Genomic DNA, 18,311 nt, shown 5'->3' with positions numbered 1-18,311 from the left:
GCCGTACCATCGGTCACAATATGTGACCGATGGTATCAGGCGCCCTCTTCCTCATCCTCTTCTTCGCGGATCAGGGGCGATGACATTTCGGCGCGCACCTGATCGATCAGGGAGGTGGCGGTAAAGGGCTTGCCGATGAAGCCATCCATGCCGGCCACCGCCAGTGCCGGCCATGCCCGCGACCGTTCCGCCGCCGTCATGCCGATGATGCGCACATGCCGGCCCGGTCCCGGCAGAGCCCGGATACGACGCGTCGCGGCGGCCCCATCCATGCCCGGCATCTGCACATCCATCAGGACGGCATCGAACGCCGTGTCTGCAACGGCATCGATGGCCTGTTGCCCCGACAGGGCCTGGCTGACGCGGTACCCGGCACGGGCCAGCACGCTGGTCACCAGGGTCAGGTTCATATCGTTATCATCAACCACCAGGATATGGGGCGCCTCCGGCTCCACCGACGGCAACGCGTCCGCCTCCGGCGTCTGGGTGGGCCGCTGTGCCAACCGGGCCAGGATGGCCGACAGCCGGTCCAGCACGGGCTCAACGCAAGCGGCCCAGTTATCATGGCCGGAGCGCATCATGTCTTCCACCGCGCGGGCCTGATCACCCAGGTCGGCGGCACCGATGCTGGCCGCGGTACCGGCCAGCGTGTGCAGGATGGGCAGGACGGTGTCCGCATCGCGCGCCTGGATCGCCGTACGCAGATGCAGGAAATCCGCCCCCTGCTGCCGGGCGAATCCATCCAGAAGCCGAAGCAGCAGATCGGGATTGCCATCCGCCCGTTTCAGCGCGTCCTCCACATCCAGAAGCGGCGGCAGTTCACGCAGGAAATTGATCATCAGGCGCGGGGGAACAGTCAGGGGCGTGGAGACCACGGCGGCGTCCGCGTCACGGCGCGGCAGCCAGGTCAGCAGCGCTTCGACCAGTTCGTCCACCACCACAGGCTTGGTGACATGGCCATCCATGCCGGCCTCGCGGCATTTCTGCCGGTCGCTTTGCAGCGCATGTGCGGTCATGGCCAGGATGGGCAGGCGCGGCTTGCCGGGCATGGCCAGCGCCTCTTCCCGGATCACGCGGGTCGCCTGATACCCGTCCATCACCGGCATCTGGATATCCATCAGCACCAGATCGAACCGGCCGGCCTTCACCTTGTCGGCGGCCTGCCGCCCATCCTCGGCCAGGGTGACATGCATGCCCCAGCGGGTCAGCATGTCGAACGCCACCTGCTGGTTCAGCGGGTTATCCTCAACCAGCAGGATTTCGCCACCGGCAACCGGGGCCAGCCTTTCCTCGGGCCGGGCGCTGGTCGATGCCGGCCCCCGCGCCTGTGCAAAGGACTGACGCAACGCCTCGCGCAGGGCCGTGGGCGTCACGGGCTTGGCCAGGATGTTGCGCACGGGCGTGCCCGCCGTGGCGGCAGCCAACTCGTCCACATCATAGGCTGTGACCATCAGCATGGGCGGTGGCGGCGACGCGGCGGCCATGATGGCACGGCACAGATCCAGCCCGTCCGTTCCCGGCATGCGCCAATCGGCGATGACAAGATCGTACGCCGGTCCCTCGCCGCAGCGCAGATGCTCCAGCGCTTCCTCAACCGTCTGCACCCCTTCCACCGCCAGCCCGTACTGTTCCAGCATGCTGGTCAGGACGTCGATGGCCAGCGCGCTGTCATCGACCAGCAGAGCACGCTTACCGGTCAGGTCCACGTCGCTGTGCAGCAGATCGCCGGATGCAACGGGACGCCAGCGCAGCGGCAGGCTGAAATGGAAGCGGCTGCCCTGCCCGACGGCGCTTTCAACGCCGATGGTGCCCCCCATCATCTCTACCAGTTGTCGGCTGATGGCGAGACCCAGCCCGGTGCCGCCATAGCGGCGGGTGGTGGAACTGTCGGCCTGGGAGAAGCTGATGAACAGCCGTTCCATCTGCTCCGCGCTCATGCCGATGCCGGTATCCTCCACCTGCACCGACAGGCGCAGGCTCTCATTCTCCTCCGCTTCGAACGCGGCGGTGACGGTGACACGGCCCTCGTGGGTAAACTTGATGGCGTTGGCGATCAGATTGCTGATCACCTGGGTCAGGCGCAGCGGGTCGCCCAGCAGAACACGTGGCGCACCCGTGGGCCGGCGCAGGATGAATTGCAGGCCGTGGCGCCGCGCCTCATCGGCATGCAGCGAGGCAACGGCGTCCAGCAGCTCATCCAGCAGGAAATCAACGCATTCGATGGTGACGCGGCCTGCCTCGATCTTCGACAGGTCCAGGACGCTGTTGATGATGCCCAGCAGGGATTTGCCCGCTTCCTCGATCTTGGTGAGATATTCCCGCGCCTTGGGCGGCAGATCGGTGCGCAGCGCCAGATAGCTCATGCCGATCACGGCATTCATGGGGGTGCGGATTTCATGGCTCATATTGGCCAGGAATTCCGACTTGGCGCGGCTGGCGGCCTCGGCGGCCAGTTTCGCTTCGCCCAGCGCCTCGGCAAGCCGCTGCAGCTCCTCCTCGCGTCGGCGCGCCTGGGTGACATCGGCATAGGAGGTGACGAAGCCACCGCCCGGCATCGGGTTTCCATGCGCGTCCAGCACGGTTCCGTCAGGCCTTGTCAGTTCGAAATGATGCGGCTCGTTGTTGGCGGTGGCGCGCAGCCTTTCTTCGATCAGGTCATCGACACCGTCTGGCGCCACGGGACCATATTCTTCCCGCAGGGCTTTCCAGCGGATCAGCTCGCGCATGCCCACGCCCTGCCGGCACAGGCCGGGTGGCAGACCATGCATGGAAATGAAGCGGGTATTGAAGGCCAGGACGCGCAGATCGGCATCAAAGGCCACAATCCCCTGATCCACGGTGTCCAGGACGGTGGCCAGCATCGTTTCCCGCGACCGCGCCGTGGCCCGTGTTTCCTCCAGCAGGCTGACATCCTGGAAGGTACGAATCCATTGGCTGACACGACCGCCATCACCCAGGACGGGGGCGCTTTCCTCCCGAATCCAGCGATGGCCGCCATCGGGCATGGTCAGCCGGCACAGGCGGTTGATGACACCGTCGGCGCTGCGCAGTGCGTCCGCCTGCTCCCCCGCCTCCAGACGTTCGGCGATCAGGGCGGGCAGCCGTTCGGTGGACATCGCCTCGTCATGCGACAGGCCCATCAGACGCGGCAGATTGCCGGAGATTTCGCAACCGCCGCCCACGTCCTCCACCAGCCAGGCCAGATTGGCGACGCGCTGTGCCGCCGCCATCCGTTCCTCTCCCCAGCGCAGGGTGCGAAACCCTTCCCAGTTGCCGCGCAAGAACAGGATCTGCCCCATGGTCATCAGCAGCATCAGCAGGGACATGCCCAACCAGATCGGGTCGCTGCGGTCGGAAATGCTCATCACGATGGCAGCCGCCATCATGGGGCCGGCATAGGCGACACAGGCCTGTGGCACTACAGACAGAGCCGCGTTCGCGCCGACCGCCAGGAAGGCGCAGCCACCCAGCAGCAGCGCCTTTGCCTCCAGCGCGGCATTGGACAGGTAGAACAGCATCATGCCGCCCCAATAGAGGCCCATGATGCTGGAACTGATGATGATGGTACGGATGCGGCGGCGGGAAGCCGTGCGTGGCGGACGCCGTCCCCGACTGCGCAATAGCCCCTTGATGGCCGGCAGCATCAACAAGGGTACGCCCACCAGAAGGGGCATCAGGGCCAGAAGCGAGAAATCATGCCAAAGGACGACGGCACCGATCCAGGCGCCCAGCAAGTTCCCCAAGATAATCATGGGCAATTGCCGCACAAAGGCCGCCGATTGGGCGGCCCGTATCGTTTCATCGTCCTGGATACGGTACCAAGGGCTCAACACAGGCGTGTTCCGTGCACAAGAGAAGTGGAAACACGACCGGAACCCCGCCGACGCCGGAATCGCCCGTCGCCGCCACTGGTGGATGGCTTTCCACACAGCATAGTATGTAGGCGACACGCATAACGCGCAATCGCCTGCTTATATCCTTTGGGCAGGGAACGGATTTTTCCACCGATGATGGAAACATCGGAAAAACGAAAGACCCGGAACAACGCCCGGGCCTTTTCGTGACAGACTAAATTTACTTCGGGATGGTGATTCCGGTGGGACCATAAACATTCATATTTTTCAATGCATTAGTTAAATGTGGGACGCAAAAAAGCCATATGATTTCATTATGCTTTTTGCTGTTTGTGTCCCACCAATGAGGCTAGCCAGCCCCTCCTTCGTCCCGATCCAGCCAATCAAAAGCCCATAGCCGCGAGTCGTCGCAGACCTGACAGAACATGCAAAGGTCTATCTCTCGCTGGATCAGGTCACCCAGGGTGCCGACTAGCCGTGAATGGTCGATGCGCGGCTCCATAATGAGAACACAATAAGAACATTTAGACGAAGCAAGCCCGTGTCGCATTCACAAATATCTATTGCAACCCTACGGAACGTAGGGTATCGTTTGTTTATTCGCCGCAGGGATGGCCAGCGGCAAGTCGGGAGCGCCGAAATGAGCAAGGTCACCTATACCGTTTACTCCGAGGGCAACCTGTCCAACATTTCCGGTCGGGGGCTTTCTCTGCGCGATGCCGCTGAGACCCTGTTGGGTGAGGACGGCTACCTGTTCAAGTTCCGCCGCGAGGGTGGGGTGCAGACGGTCCATATCTCCGAGCGTTCGCAGAACAGCTATGGCGGCACCGGTCGGCTGCTCCCAACCCTGCTGTTTGCGCCGACGCTGGACCAGCTCCGGGAAAAGATCGTGGGGCAAGCTTGGCACGGCGCCGTGGCGGCCACCGACACCGAATATGATGCGATGGTCGCGAACGTCGAAAGCGAGGAAGAATGACTCCCCTTCACCTGGCGATGGCCGCCTGCGGGTTTTCCTCCCCACAGGCGGCGGCCTTTCTCGGCGTGTCCACACAAACAGTGAAGGATGCTCTCAACCGGCCACACAAAATGCACGTGCCGGCAGGATGGATTGCCGATCTCAGGAACCTCTATCTTCGTCAGCAGAAGGCCGCTGACGAAGCTCTAAAGGTGATCGCGATCCAGGTGGCTACGCATGGACCGGGCGAAATTGAACTCGGTTTTTGCGCCGACGATCAAGAAGCAAAGTCCCTGGGCTGGCCTTCGGCGGCTGCACACGCCACCACGCTCCGGCTGATCTGGGAGGGGCTACCCAGGGATTGTAAGCTGATCCTGTCACCTCGGGGCGCAACGCCCGGTACTGCTGCGGCAGCAGACGCACATCACCGCTAGAGCATCACCGCTTGTCTGCGGCGTGTCGCCGGTTCCATTCCCTAATGGCCTCATCCGATAGTGGCCGCCCCGTGGCGGCCATCTCCGCCTGATACTGCGCGTCATCCATGGGCGCCGGCGGCGGTGCCGGTGGCAACGGAGGCGCTGGCTGCATCGCCTGTATCTCCGCCCGCGTGGCTATGACCGCCCGCACCTGCTCTACTGTCGGACCCCTGCCACGCCGTGCCGCCAACAAGGTTCGGTCGCCGAAGAAAAACGCGACGACAGCGCCCAGCACGACCCACATTTCATCCGGGATCAGGGCCCAGGCCTGGGCCGCCGCCGCGAACCCAACCGGATCGATGGACGCCCACACGAAAATGCCAATCACCCCCAGCGCCATGGCCGGGCGCGGCAGCCGGTTCAGACCATCAATGAAGCTGTCCCACCAGGTGCGGTTCTGGCGGTCGGCAAACTCCGCCCCGTACTGCTGAAACCGGGCCAGCATCTCCGCGTGCCGGCTGGCCTCATCCTGCACCTTGTCGCCGGTAAAGGGCGTGATGGCCGTGGCCACCGCCTGGGCACCACCGCCGATCAGGCCCGTCAGTATCTTGCCCAGCATCTCACACCCCCAGCAGCTTGCAGGCCATCACCCACAGGGCGCGGCGATCATCGATCCCCATCACGCCGCCATTGATCTTGCGGGTGCAGGCCGTCAGCTCACCCGTATCGGCAAAGCGATTGCAGCCTTTCCAATCCCAGAACCACGCCGCCGACAGGGCCGCATAGTCAGGGTTGAGCAACAGGTCAGGCTGTCCGATCAGGTCCAGGCCAAGTGCAGCCCCCGCCCGCTGATAGGCGGCACGGCCCGTCAGTTGGATCAGGCCCCGCCCGCGATAACGCCAGCCGTCGCCCGGCTGGACATTACCCAACTGCACACGGCCAAACTCCCCGCCATAGACGATGTTGGCGATGGCTGCCGGATCGGCGGGCCGGGTGGGCGTACGACCCAGGCGCGCGGCATCCGCCTCGCTGATCCGCGACGCACCGAAGGTCGGCACCAGCTTGTCCGCCGCGTAATTCAGGCTTTCCGAAAGCCGGCTGAAGCCGCCGCTTTCGTGGGCCACCTGCGCCAGGAACATCGCCTTGCGCGCCGGCGTGCCAATGTCAAAGCGTTCGCACGCCGCCTCCAGCGGCGGGGCGAAACTGGCCAGGATACCGGGCCGTGTGGTCGGCACCAGAGCCGCCAGCAATGCCGTCGTGATCATGACAATCCCCCATGAAAAAGCCCGGCACGAAGGCCGGGCTGGTCAATGTCGTGATGGTGTGATGGCCTTAGCGGGGGCCGCCCGGCCGGGCATCATCGCGCGGCAATCGGGCGGCGATTGTCTCCAACAGGATCTCCACCCGCGCCAGCCGCTTGTCGATCAGCAGTTCGGTCTCGGTACGCTGCTCCACACGCACCTCAAGAGCCGTAACCTTGACTGTCAGGGCCTGCACCGCTGCGTGCTGAATGGCCGCATACCAGATACCCCCGCCCACCAGCAGCACGAAGGCCGTGGGGATGAAAACCCCGCGCGCCCCCACCGTCAGGGCATCCTTGTCCTGATTGCTCATTATCCCCCGCTCCCATCGCCAATATCGATACCCTCCATCACCAGGATGGGGATGTGTTTGATCCAGGCCCGCCGGCAATGGTCGGGCCGTGTGAAAAACCGGTTGATCCCCTCGATCAGGGGCAGCAACAGCCGCGCCCGCCGCGCCCCCTGTCGGTGCAACTGCCATGTGCCCGCCGACAAGGTCAGCTTGCGATGGCCCGTCCCGATCAGGACATTCAGGGCGCAGGACAGCAAGGACCCGCCCTGGCCAATCCGCCAGGCCAGCAAATGCCACATAGACATTGTCGCCCCCAATCGTCCGGGACGATCAGATGACAGGCCAGGCCGCCAGCAGGGCCGCCACTTCGGCCTCCGTGACGGCTTCCACCGCCAGCAGCTGCGCCGTGTAACTGGGTTGCGCCGGGTCGCCATCAATGCCGACAAAGACATCGACATAGTCGATCTTTTCCGCCCCCGCGAATACCAGCAGAAGCGGGCCATTCGACAGGATGGCAATCGACCTGGCCTCACCAAGCACCGACACCAACAGGCCCAGGAACGTCATCTTTTTCAGGCTTGGCACGGGCACCGGCACGGGTGGCGGGGGTGGGATAAACCCATCCCCATCCCGCACCCAGCCGATCTGTACGTCATCGCCGATAGCTTCCCAGCCACGCTCCGCAGCGACGCTGGGGGCGGCCACGACGCGGTTGGTGACGACGCTGTCAACCAGCTCGGCGTAAAGGCCCGGAACCTCCGGCGGTGGTGGCGGGGCATAGAAATCCTGGCCATCGAATAGCCATCCGGCCTCAACATCGCCGGCGCACGCAATCCACTCGCCCTCCGGCGGTGGGGCAGCGGCGGCAATGGTTTCGGCCACGAGGCCGTTTTCGATGCGCGCGTAATTGTTCAGCTCGATCATCACACCACCCCGATCACAACGAGTTCACCGTTACCGCCTGCACCGCCAGCCGTGGAACCGCCGGTACCATCGCGGGCCGCGCTACCGCCGCCGCCACCAGCGCCCTTGCCACCTGCGCCCCCGACATTGGGCGCAAAGCCAGCACCGGGCGTGCCGCCACCGCCGCCCTGATAGTCGCCACCGCCCCCGCCAGCAGCGGCATTGGTACTGGTGCCACCCCCGCCGCTGGTTGCAGTCTGCGATCCGCCGACACCGCCCAGGCGCGGGGTAGAACCGCTGGTCAGCGCACCACCGGCGCCACCGCCGGCACCACCTTCCAAGCTGCCGCCGCCATTGCCAGCATCGGAGAGTTCCGCCGTGGCGCCGCCACCGCCACCGCCAAAGGTCGAAGGAGAGCCTGTTTTCGTGCCGCCTGACGTGCCGCCAGTGCCACCGGCGAACGGTGAACCGGAAACCATGGGGGCGCCGGCAGATGTGCCACTGCCTGCCGCAAGGTCACTGCCGCCGCCACCGCCGTTGCCGCCGGTGGTGCCACCGCCGCCCGTACCACCAGCCCCACCATAGGCGGTCAGGTACGACCCGAATGAGGTGTTTCCACCGGTTCCGCCATCACCACCGTTGCCGCTATCCGCAGCATTGGTTCCGCCGGCCCCGCCCGCTCCAATGGTGACCGAAACCGTGGCGGTCAGGGCCGACGCCAGCAGCCGGAGCCGCCGACGAACGCCGCCGCCGCCGCCGCCGCCGCCCATCGCACTGTTGCCGGTCGACCGGCGCCCGCCGCCGCCACCACCGCCGCCGCCGGGCAGGCCGTCCACATCGAACGCCAGATATCCGGGCGGCTTGGTCCATGTCGCGCTGCTCGCAAAGACCTTGCGGAACGGGGACACCACCACGCTGAAAAAGCTGGTGCCGTCGCAGAAAATGTCCCGGCACTCACCGGGATACATGACGAAGCTGGTCAGGCCGTCAATGGTCTCCGACCCGTTGGGGTCAATGGTGATGTCGCCCGTTCCGCTATTGCGCAGACGGCACCACCATCCGGCCCCCATGGTCGCCGCCGCCGTGATGGTCTGGGTGAACGTGCCGCTGGCAATGTCGATGAAATGGCCACGATCCGCGACACCAAGAATGGTGTTGCTGGTCCTGGCACTGCGGTCGCGGAGGTCCAGGTAGGCCGGCACCACGACGCGCAATGCATCTGCCCGCGCGGCCACCTCCGCCCGGCTGGCCAGCTCGACCACGCCTTGATTGGCTTCCGTCGCCGATGTGGCGGCGTTCCCCGTCGCCCCGCGTTTTCCCATCGAAAGGACGTTCCAGGCCGATAGCGTCCCCGTTCCGCCGGTATCGCCGACAGCGACGCTCACCACCAAGGCGCCGGTGTCGGCATTATAGCTGGTGACCGTCCCCTCCATGTAATTGCCGCTGTTCGCCTCGCTTTCGATCCGGACCCAAAAGCCCGCGAAAAGGGGCCGATCCTTATCGACCATCAGCGATTTGGTCCCGTTACCAATGGTCAGGCTGGTGGCGCTATATGCCCGGTAAATGCCGCGAAAGTGGGCGACGGCATCGTCAAGCGCCGGTACAAAGCCGCCATCTTCGGAGGCATAGGCCTGCCCCTGGAATGAAGCGCTATCGTAATTATTGCCATTTAGCGTTGGCATCAGAAATGCTCCTCCACGGTCAGTGCGGCGCGGTAATCGCCGTACTGGGGGTTTGAAAAATCCATGGTCTGGTCAGGGATGGATCCCCAAATGGTCAGCCGGTGCAGGTTGGCCGGGTCGGTAGGGTCCAGGATCAGGGCAAAGGGCTTGCGCACGCCAACGGCGCGGCGCAGCTCATAGACCTGGCTCAACAGCTCATCGCGCCCGACATTGGCCAGCTGGAGCGAGGCCACCCGCCATTGCTTGCGGCCATCGACATAAAGCTGCCCGCCGCGTGACCGCTCCCGCTGCGACGGGTCAACCCAACTGACGCGCCAGTCCCAGGCCATATTGATGGTCGGCTGATAGGCCGCCGCAACCACGAGCCGCCCGATATCCAGCCAGGACAGGCTGCTATCCTGCACCTCGATCTTCAGATAGCGGGCATAGATGGGCTGACCATCACCATTGGCCAACCCCGGCATATGCACGCCCGGCGGTTGATACCCCTCTCCCAGCAGGTCGATCTGCCCGCCCCATCGGAAATCACCCCAATAGGTCAGGCCAAAAGGCTCCACCGCCGGCCAGACGGCCAGGTCTGCTGCCTCGCGGCTGATGGTGACCGTCGCCGCCGATCCAGACCCGACAACCGACCCGATAGACACGACCAGCCGGCGCGATGGCCGGTCATAGGATGCGACGGTCCCGACCATGTAATTGCTGCTGTCGATGGACAGCCGGACGCGGACACCCGCATAAAACCGCATGTCCTGATCATCGACATAGACAGTCTTGGAGCCTGCCCCCAGGGTAATGGGCTGGATAGATTCGGTGCCGGCATAGACCGCCAGCGTCGCGGCGCGGGTCGCGGCAGAGGTAGCCGGATTGGTCAGGGTCTGGAGGTCGGCGTTGCTGACCCGGCTAGCGATGTAGGTAAAGCGGCTGATCCATGCAGATGACTGCGGCTGGAATCTAGCCGATGGGCAGAATGCCAATGTCGTCACCGTTGGCAGCGTTATAGTGACATCCGCGGACGTAAGCGTGCCATTGGCACCAGCAATGGCCATTGTGTTGTCGTAAGCTATGCCGCCAGTCCATGTGCCGGGAATACTTACAGCGATAGTCTCGGCAAACGATGCCGTCCCTCCAGCCACAATAGCGGCCTCAAACCCACCGACTGCGCCACCGACGCCAGACAGACGCGTGTGTAGGCCGATGATATCTGTGTTGGGATTTGAGCCCAGCAACGCCACCATGTAGGGGAAGAAAGAGCCGCCCTGAAACGGAAAATTCACCGACGCGATGATCGTCCCGCCCGCCGCGTTGAACGACGGCAGCGCGCTGGTCGGCATCGCGGGAACATCCGCCGCGCGGGTCGCTGTAGTGCCGGCAGTAGGGATGTAGCTGGTGGGAGCCGATCCGGCTTCGAGTTGCGCACCCCAGGCGAAAAGCCCAGACGTACCGTCGCCTGCATAAGAGTTGCTGCCGGCGTTATCAAGCAGGTACATATCAAATCTAAGGGCATTACCTGTTGTGCTTGGGATGCCACTCACCGTGCATCTAAACCATCCGAGACCTACATTCTGGATGCGCGCCGTCGCCCCCGATGCCGTTCCTGCGTTGGCTGCCGCCGTGTTTAAAGTTACTAAATCATAATCCGCCTGAATAAAGCTAGCTCCCGTGCCGGCATCGACTATTGCCAACCGAACACGGGACCTCTCAGCGGCTTTAAAGTAGCAAGAACCTGTGACTACGATATTGCCGACCATCCCTGTAGTCTGCAACGCGAGATGAATACCTGATGCCGACGCTTCGATTACTTTCTGGGCAGAATTTGTTCCCGCCGGAGACAAGCCTGCGCTAGGCGTGACCAAAGCCTGTATTTTTGTCCACAAAGCATTGTCAAACTGCTCCGAGCGTAACACCTGGTTCGTCGCCGCCGGCTCTACCAGCAGTCCGCGCGCCGTCTTGGTCACCGGGTCATAATCAAACCGCGCCTCACCGGATGCCGCCGTCCGCATCGTGCCGGTATAGTCAGAATATGTCGCCGTGCTGGCCCGGCTGAGACTGAGACCAGCCGGCAGGGTCCCGCTGGTCAAATCATGGTCAAGCATGGTGCTGGTCCAGCTATAGGCCCCGCGCGCGGTACCGCTGGCCAGGATGCTGCGCGTGTCATAGACCGTATCAGCCAGGGCGAAACTATACCCACCGGCATCACTGGCCGCACCGCTGCGGGCCCGCGCGCCGCGAATGCGCCACCGGGCCGCCGCCGTAAAATTATGGCCCAACATCATGATCAGGCTGACCGGCACGGGATAACCCATATCCAGATCCAGGATCACGCTGTTGCCGATGGTGCGGCAGACCATTTTCAGCCGGTCATTCAGGATATTGGACAGGCCCATGCCCGCGACAAAGCTGGTCGGGCTGGTCAGGACTGCGCCGTCCTTGGTCGCAAAATCATTGTTCGCGATCACGACATTGCGTGCGCGTCCGGTCATTCCATCCAATGGCATTTTACCCCCAGAGCGTCAGGGTCACGCGGTTGTCGCCCGCATCTTCATCAATCCCCAGCACGCGCATCAGGCGCCCGCCGGAAAGGCCGAAACGACCATCGGTCAGGCTGACGGCCTGTCCAATCTCCACGGCAAAGGGTTCCGTCTTGGCGGGCGCCGTGAAAACCGCGCGCGGCACGCCATGCAGGTCCATCTGTCGCTGCTGTTCGGCCAGCGCATCCGCCTCAGACAGCAGCAGCGTATCCAGGCGGTCTGCGGCGGCCCGTTGACCATAAAGGCTGCGCACCCGGCCATTGGCCGACGCGACCGGGTACCGGTACGCCGACTGGAAAAACCGCAGCTGCGCCGTTGTGATGGCGATATTGTCCAGCGATCCGGCAAATGCCGCATCCTTGGCCAGGGTCAGGACGGGCGTGGCCGCCGTCGCCGTGAACACATATTCAACCGTCCCGCTGGCCGACACCGCCCCCAGGGTCAGGGCACCCACCTTGAAGGTCAGTGCCCCCGCCGACCGGGAGACATCGGCGGTCAGGATGTAATCCTGCCCGACATCCAGAGTGATGGATTGCGTCAGGTCAGAGGCAGAGCCGGCAGCGGCACTGGCCGTCCCGCCAGCAACGCTCCACCCCGTGCCCTTGGCCCAGACGGTGTCACTGTCGAAGGTGCCATTGGCCACGGCATTGCGGCGGACGCTATCGGCCAGATCATCGACGGCCATGACCCGCCAGTTACGGGCAAACCCCACCGACATGCGCCAGACGGGCGCCCGCGCCTCCTCCCGCGCGAAACCATCCAGCAGATTATCGCCGTCAATGGCCAGAATCGGCGCGCCCGCCGGCGCCTCCAGCCGCCCGGCATCAAACAGGCCCGCGCGGCTGAACCCGTACCAGGCCCCAATGCTGTTGGCGATTTCGTCCAGCACATCCAGCGCGTTGCCACCATCGCGCAGATACACCTGCACAGCCGCCGGGTTGATCGCATGCAGCGCATCAAAGACATCGCCGCCGCCGGCGGTGGCAATCTCCGCCGGCAACAGACCGATCTTGGTCACGGTCCAGTCGGCAAAGGTCCCAACCCCCGCCGCCGCCGTCACGGTGACGGTCAGCACCCCCGCCGCCCATCCGGTAACCTCCCCGAACATCCAGCTGCTGTCGGGCGCCGTCGTGGCGGCGATCAGCGCGTAACCGCCCACCCCAATGGGCATCGTGTCCCGTAGGGCCAGGGTGCGGCTGCCGGTCCCGATGGTCAGGCTGGATAGGCTGACGGCACTGTCCAGCACCAGACGCCGCGTCGCCAGATACTCCATGGCCCGTGCCGCCGATGGCTCTGCCGGCGCATCGACACTGCCGATGACATCGGCGGTCAGCAGCCTGGGTTCATCGCCCCCGACAATCACGGCACCATTGGCGGCATCCAGGGTCCATTGCCCCGCCGCCGGATTGGCCGCGACATAGGTCAGGGGCACGCCCCGGTCCCGCACCACATGCCAGCCGCTGTCATAGGCATGGACGGCCCCGCCGGCGTGAAACTGGAATGTGAAGCGGCCATTCACGATGCCAAGCGGCACCAGCTCCACATTCAAGCTTTTACCAATGCAGATGGGCTTGGCCTGATCGCGCAGGTCAATGCCCCCCTCAAACCCGCCCGTCCCGCGATAGCGCGGGCTGTACAGATCCTGATCCAGCAGCTTGGTCAGGTCCTTGACGGCGATGCTGAAGGTCCCGTCATCCAGGGTGCAGCCATCGGTGATCCCGACAAAAATGGTGCCAAAATCGGCCCGCGCGAAATCCTCCCCGCCCAGCTCGACCGTGATGCGCCGGCCATCCCACCCCCATTCCCCGAAACCGTCGCAGGCACCGTCGCGATTGTTCAGCGCGATATCGCCAAAACCGGGGATCGACCGCCCGCCAATGCGCGCGCCGCCATACATGCTGCGGGTAAAGCGCAAAGCGTTCTGCACCCGGCCCTCATAATGCACATTGGCGGGGCTGTCAGCGGGGCTGCTATTATAGCCATGCACCGACCAGTAGCGGGTGACCAACCCCGTCAGCTCCAGGCCCGCTGCCGCCACATCGGTCAGGGTCACACCCGTCACCGCCACCCAGGACCCATCCTGCGCCAGATCCGCGATGGTCACCGACACATCGGCCAGGGCCGGGCGCGTTAGGGTCAGCGCATCCCCCACCCGCAGCACCGTGAACGTCCCCGCCGCCGCCAGCAGCCGGTTACCCGCCGCCTGCTGCGCCATGCTGGCCCGCACGATGGCATAGGGCTGCGCCGTCACCAGATAATCGCGGATGGATGCCGGATCGGTGATCAGCGCATCAAAGGCAGCCCCCATCACCGACCCCCCGCCTTTTCGGTGCGGGCCAGCTTGGCCAGCTGCTCATTGGACTTGACCAGACGGGCCGTCAGATCGGCAATCATGACCCGCCCCTGCGCCTCCCGCTCCCGCCCCGCCGCCATCTCTTGCCGGATGGCCCGCAGTTCCGCCAACTGCGCCGGATCGCTGGCCGGCTGACCCTGGCTTGCCCGCGCCGCCTGCCGATAGATCGTCTCCAGCATCACGCTATGCGGGACCGAGAAAAGACGTTCACCCGGCATGGCCAGCAAGGGCACGCTATCGCGCCCTGGAATCCCGCCGGTGACCACACCGCCATTGGCCATGGGCCGGGGGTGAAGCAGCTGATAGATGCTGGCAGCCGCCTCGCTGAACCCACGGGTCAGGTTGCTCCAATCCGTGGCCTTCAGGATATCGATGGCCGCCGCATTTCCGCCCTGTAGCGCGCTGACCGCATCGGAGACAAAGTTGCGGGCAATGGCTTCATAATCATTGCCGCCGAACGTATTCAGCCGGTTCAGCGCCCCGATGCTGTAACCGCTTTTCTCCTCGCTGGCCTGTACCTGGAACTGCGGCAGCGTTCCGCCGGCCAAGGCCTGGATCTGCTGACCCAGCTGATACAAACCCGACGCCAGCTGGGCCGCGCGCTGACGGCTGCTGTCATTTTCCTTGTTGCCGCCGGCGGACATGGTGGCGCCCGTCGCGGCATCGACAAACAGGTTGCTGCGGTTATTGTGGCTGCCGCTGCGATCATCAAACGGGATGGTCGACACCGTCTGTGCCGCCTGGGTCGCGGCTCGCTGAATGCCCGTGACATAAGTCTGCATGGCGCTGTCATAGGCCGTCTGGGCGCCGTTATCATTGGCCGGCTGCGACCGCATAGCCGATGTCAGGCTGGTGACGGCAACGGTCAACATTTGCAGATTGCTGACCAGCGGTGATTGTCCGTCCAGCAGATCCTTCAGGCTCAATTGCCAGTCCGGTTCCCCGCCGACAGCGCGCTGGAAAATGCCATTGACCCGGTCCACCAGGGTGCGCGGGTCCGCACTGGTTAACCAATCCGCGATGGCGGTCCCGAACTGGCTGTTGATGCGGGTGGACAGCGCGTCAGCGGTCCATTTCCCCACGGCATCGCTGATCGTCTGCCCGGCCTGCACAACCAGGGGCGGGAAACTGATTTCACCGCCAAGAGCATCGGCGAACAGCGTCTCAATGGCGCCGCTCAACGCCAGATCAAGATCGATGGCGTTGAACGCATTTTCAATGGCGGCGGGGATGCGGCCATTCGGGTCCAACAGGAAATTGCTGATCGACGTGATGGCACTGCCGGCAGAAATCAGGGCCTGCCGATACTGCTCCAGCTGGTCCGCCTTGAAGGTGTTCAGAGCTTCGGCGATCTTGCCCTGCCCGCCCGTCAACTGCGCTTTCTGCTCCTCCGTCAGGGTGCCGGCGATCAGTTGCGGGCGGATGGACTCGATGGCCAGCTTTACCGCCTGCGCCGATGCACCTGGCAGATTCGAGAACTGCCCATACAGATCATCCAGCGTGGTGTTGATGCTGTCGATTTCCTGGACGGTCAGCACGCCGTCCGAAATCGCGGCGGCAATGGCGTCAGCAGTCGGCTTACCCAGATCGGTTGACAGCACATCGCGGATCCGTTCCAGGATCACCACCTGGGTATCAGCCAGATCGGCGATGCGGTCCAGGGCCGTGGCCCGGATATCCGCCACGGTGGCCACCTGGGCCAGGGCCTTCTGGACGCGGTCGAAATCGTTGACATAGTTCGGACCGGTGGCATTCATCGCCTTCGACGCCTCCAGCAGGCTGGTTCCCGCCTGGGCAATCTTGTCCGCGCTGGTCTGATCACCGCCCATGGCAGCAGCCAACAGCCGGTCAAACTCACCGGACAGCGCGCTGTACCGGTCGCCGGGCGACAGCGGCGACAGGTCGCCCGTCAGATTGCCCGCGATCTGCTCACGCAGAGACGCCGCCAACTGCCGGTAGGCCTGGGCCTGTTGGCGCGACTGCTGCGCCAACTGCCGGGCCAGATCCATCTGTGTATCCAGCTGGTCATTGACCGTGGCGGTCAGATCGCGCACCCGCGCCTTGATCCGGTCCAGCACCGTGACAAGGCTGCCGAACGCGTCCAACTGCCGCTCTGACAGGGTGCTGAAGAATTCCTCCAGCTCCAGGGCATTGACCCGGCGCACCTTGGCCAGGTCATATTCGGCCAGCAGGGCATCCTTGATCCGCTGATCCTGCGCCCGCATCAGTTCGCGAAAATCCGACTGCGCCTGCCGGCCCGTCAACCGGTCGATCAGGTCATCGACGCCCTGGCCGAAACTCTCGGCAATCTTGCGCCGTTGAATCTCGTAACTCTTGGTCAGTTCCTCCACCGGCTGTTTCAGCCGCATCGCCTCTGCCCGCAGCTGGGCAAACTGATCATCCAGGGCCGACAATTCCCCGGCCAATCCCCGCAGGGGCGATGCCGCCCGGACGAAGGCATTCATGCCCTTCGACAGCTCCACCACCTCCGCCGCCATCTTGGCCGCCCGCTCATCGGCCTTGGACATGCCGAACATGCCGCCGATCACATTTCCGATGAAGGCCCCTGCCGCCTTGCCACCCGGAATGAAACTGCCGATGGTGCCACCGATGGCCCCGCCCTTCTGCGCATTCTCGTTCTGCGCCGCCGAACGCCCGAACAGGCTGCCCAGCATATTGCCCAGGGCATTGCCCGCTTCGGCGCTGTCCAGCAGGGCCTTGCCCAGTTCGGCCAGGGCTGCACTTGACGAACCCGTCTGCTCCTCCAGCGCCCGCATGCGGTCCTGGAAAATCCCCACCCCTTCGGCCACCGAACCCCAATCACCGGCCTGAATGCGGGTAAAGATGTTGCCGAACGCATCCCCCGCCGACAGCGCGGCCCGGTCCAGCGCGGATACCAGCGGCTTGCGCAGCGCCTCTCCCACATCCCCCTTCGACAGGGCCGCCTTGAAATCCGCCTGCACCTGGATATCAAAATCCCGCGTGATGGCCGCCATCCCGCTATCATTGCTGTCGGTCACCATGCGCAGAAGGTCGGCCTGCATCTTCATCACGGGATTGGCACTGTCCATCGCCCGCGCGAAAGTTTCGGCATTGATGGCGCCGGCGGCCAGCAACTGGTTCAGCTTGACCTGCTCATCGGCCCATTTTTCCCAGGTGGTGCGGACAGCTTCGGTGACGCGAAGCCCTTCCTGCTGTCGGTTGATGGCGTCGGCTAGAATTCGGTCACTGTTCGTTACGGCCTCTTCCAATTCCTTCTGCGCATTACGAAAGCGTCGCTGCGCCCCCGCAAAAGTTTCATCAGTCTCTGTATTCAAAGCTCCAAGTCTATTTGCCAATTCCGAAATCTGCGTGTCTGTGCTACTCAAAGCTTTCGCAACCGCTGATGCAGCATTCTCCGCTTCTCGCAAGGTTCGGGCAGCTGCGTTTTGTCCGGGAGACGCCGCCGCCTGCCTTTCAAGCGCGAGACGCGCCTGTGCGGTTCGCAAATCGACTTGTTGCATTGTCCGAAGTTTAAGCAATTCAGCTTGGGCCAACTTCGTGTTTTCAATCGCCGACGCTCGATCAGCCTCCGCCTTGGCGTCCGCCAGATCGGTAGCCGACTTCAACAACGGGTTGGACGCCTCAATAGCCTTAGTGTAGGCGTCCTGCGCTTCCGCTGCCTGCTCTGTGGCGCTTTTCAGGTCAATCATGGAGAAAACCACAGCGCCAATGGTAACCAACGCTCCTGTAATGGCGCCAGCCGGACCAAAGGCTCCCGCGAATTGACCAAACTGCATCGCAGCCGCCTTAAACGCATCTCCGCCAGCAAGAACCTGTGTCGCAACGTCTCCGATTTGGTATCCGGCTTGCTGTAATGTCGAACCAAGCCGCCCCGAAGATTTCTCCGCCACTTCATTAGCTGCGGCAAAACGTGACACAGCAGGCACCATCTTTGCTACCGCCGGCTCCATTTGCGCATAACGCTGGTTCAACAACCCAAGCATCTGTGCATATCTATCTCCGTCGATTCGTCCGCGGTCAAATT

12 protein-coding genes are annotated in these 18,311 nt (G+C 63.9%); 2 read left to right on the top strand and 10 right to left on the bottom strand.

Annotated elements, in window-relative coordinates:
* Positions 1–35: 35 nt before the first annotated feature.
* Positions 36–3,752: a response regulator gene (locus ACODSP_RS12680; RefSeq protein WP_488965941.1), complete on the bottom strand. Its 3,717-nt coding sequence runs from the start codon at positions 3,750–3,752 to the stop codon at positions 36–38.
* Positions 3,753–4,494: 742 nt separating this feature from the next.
* On the opposite strand from ACODSP_RS12680, the gene ACODSP_RS12675 reads away from it, so the two are divergent.
* Both ACODSP_RS12675 and ACODSP_RS12670 read left to right on the top strand, forming a co-directional pair.
* Complete coding sequence (locus ACODSP_RS12675; RefSeq protein WP_488965940.1) at positions 4,495–4,830, top strand: hypothetical protein; 336 nt, start codon at positions 4,495–4,497, stop codon at positions 4,828–4,830.
* On the top strand, positions 4,827–5,243 hold the full coding sequence (locus ACODSP_RS12670; protein ID WP_488965939.1) for a hypothetical protein: 417 nt from the start codon (positions 4,827–4,829) through the stop codon (positions 5,241–5,243). Before ACODSP_RS12675 ends, ACODSP_RS12670 begins: the two co-directional genes overlap by 4 nt.
* 4 nt (positions 5,244–5,247) lie before the next feature.
* Here the strand turns inward: ACODSP_RS12670 and ACODSP_RS12665 are convergent, their stop codons facing one another.
* From ACODSP_RS12665 to ACODSP_RS12625, 9 genes are all read right to left on the bottom strand, one after another.
* Positions 5,248–5,844, bottom strand: a complete 597-nt coding sequence (locus ACODSP_RS12665) for a 3TM-type holin (protein WP_488965938.1) — start codon at positions 5,842–5,844, stop codon at positions 5,248–5,250.
* Position 5,845: 1 nt separating this feature from the next.
* A complete protein-coding gene (locus tag ACODSP_RS12660; protein WP_488965937.1) occupies positions 5,846–6,490 on the bottom strand; it encodes a glycoside hydrolase family 19 protein in 645 nt (214 codons plus the stop codon).
* Between the two features lie 67 nt (positions 6,491–6,557).
* The gene (locus tag ACODSP_RS12655) at positions 6,558–6,839 is read right to left on the bottom strand and encodes a hypothetical protein (RefSeq protein ID WP_488965936.1); all 282 of its coding nucleotides are present in this window, start codon (positions 6,837–6,839) and stop codon (positions 6,558–6,560) included.
* Positions 6,839–7,123, bottom strand: a complete 285-nt coding sequence (locus tag ACODSP_RS12650; RefSeq protein ID WP_488965935.1) for a hypothetical protein — start codon at positions 7,121–7,123, stop codon at positions 6,839–6,841. Before ACODSP_RS12650 ends, ACODSP_RS12655 begins: the two co-directional genes overlap by 1 nt.
* A 25-nt stretch (positions 7,124–7,148) precedes the next feature.
* Positions 7,149–7,742, bottom strand: a complete 594-nt coding sequence (locus ACODSP_RS12645) for a hypothetical protein (RefSeq protein ID WP_488965934.1) — start codon at positions 7,740–7,742, stop codon at positions 7,149–7,151.
* Positions 7,742–9,403, bottom strand: coding sequence for a glycine-rich domain-containing protein (locus ACODSP_RS12640; RefSeq protein ID WP_488965933.1), 1,662 nt, complete (start codon positions 9,401–9,403; stop codon positions 7,742–7,744). The genes ACODSP_RS12645 and ACODSP_RS12640 overlap by 1 nt, the downstream gene beginning before the upstream one ends.
* The gene (locus ACODSP_RS12635; RefSeq protein WP_488965932.1) at positions 9,403–11,883 is read right to left on the bottom strand and encodes a phage head spike fiber domain-containing protein; all 2,481 of its coding nucleotides are present in this window, start codon (positions 11,881–11,883) and stop codon (positions 9,403–9,405) included. Before ACODSP_RS12635 ends, ACODSP_RS12640 begins: the two co-directional genes overlap by 1 nt.
* 16 nt (positions 11,884–11,899) lie before the next feature.
* Positions 11,900–14,239 (bottom strand): hypothetical protein, encoded by a 2,340-nt coding sequence (locus ACODSP_RS12630; RefSeq protein ID WP_488965931.1) that lies wholly within the window; start codon positions 14,237–14,239, stop codon positions 11,900–11,902.
* Positions 14,239–17,535 (bottom strand): hypothetical protein, encoded by a 3,297-nt coding sequence (locus tag ACODSP_RS12625; protein ID WP_488965930.1) that lies wholly within the window; start codon positions 17,533–17,535, stop codon positions 14,239–14,241. Before ACODSP_RS12625 ends, ACODSP_RS12630 begins: the two co-directional genes overlap by 1 nt.
* Positions 17,536–18,311 lie beyond the last annotated feature (776 nt).

It is taken from the genome of Niveispirillum sp. FG156 (assembly GCF_057809555.1).
Note: the sequence above shows the minus strand (reverse complement) of the source record. Positions and strands in the feature narration are given on the sequence as shown.

What these genes read in the sequence shown, in the direction of transcription:
- ACODSP_RS12680 (WP_488965941.1), bottom strand. Translation starts at nt 3,752, where the DNA reads ATGATTATCTTGGGGAACTTGCTGGGCGCCTGGATCGGTGCCGTCGTC.
- ACODSP_RS12675 (WP_488965940.1), top strand. Translation starts at nt 4,495, where the DNA reads ATGAGCAAGGTCACCTATACCGTTTACTCCGAGGGCAACCTGTCCAAC.
- ACODSP_RS12670 (WP_488965939.1), top strand. Translation starts at nt 4,827, where the DNA reads ATGACTCCCCTTCACCTGGCGATGGCCGCCTGCGGGTTTTCCTCCCCA.
- ACODSP_RS12665 (WP_488965938.1), bottom strand. Translation starts at nt 5,844, where the DNA reads ATGCTGGGCAAGATACTGACGGGCCTGATCGGCGGTGGTGCCCAGGCG.
- ACODSP_RS12660 (WP_488965937.1), bottom strand. Translation starts at nt 6,490, where the DNA reads ATGATCACGACGGCATTGCTGGCGGCTCTGGTGCCGACCACACGGCCC.
- ACODSP_RS12655 (WP_488965936.1), bottom strand. Translation starts at nt 6,839, where the DNA reads ATGAGCAATCAGGACAAGGATGCCCTGACGGTGGGGGCGCGCGGGGTT.
- ACODSP_RS12650 (WP_488965935.1), bottom strand. Translation starts at nt 7,123, where the DNA reads ATGTCTATGTGGCATTTGCTGGCCTGGCGGATTGGCCAGGGCGGGTCC.
- ACODSP_RS12645 (WP_488965934.1), bottom strand. Translation starts at nt 7,742, where the DNA reads ATGATCGAGCTGAACAATTACGCGCGCATCGAAAACGGCCTCGTGGCC.
- ACODSP_RS12640 (WP_488965933.1), bottom strand. Translation starts at nt 9,403, where the DNA reads ATGCCAACGCTAAATGGCAATAATTACGATAGCGCTTCATTCCAGGGG.
- ACODSP_RS12635 (WP_488965932.1), bottom strand. Translation starts at nt 11,883, where the DNA reads ATGACCGGACGCGCACGCAATGTCGTGATCGCGAACAATGATTTTGCG.
- ACODSP_RS12630 (WP_488965931.1), bottom strand. Translation starts at nt 14,239, where the DNA reads ATGGGGGCTGCCTTTGATGCGCTGATCACCGATCCGGCATCCATCCGC.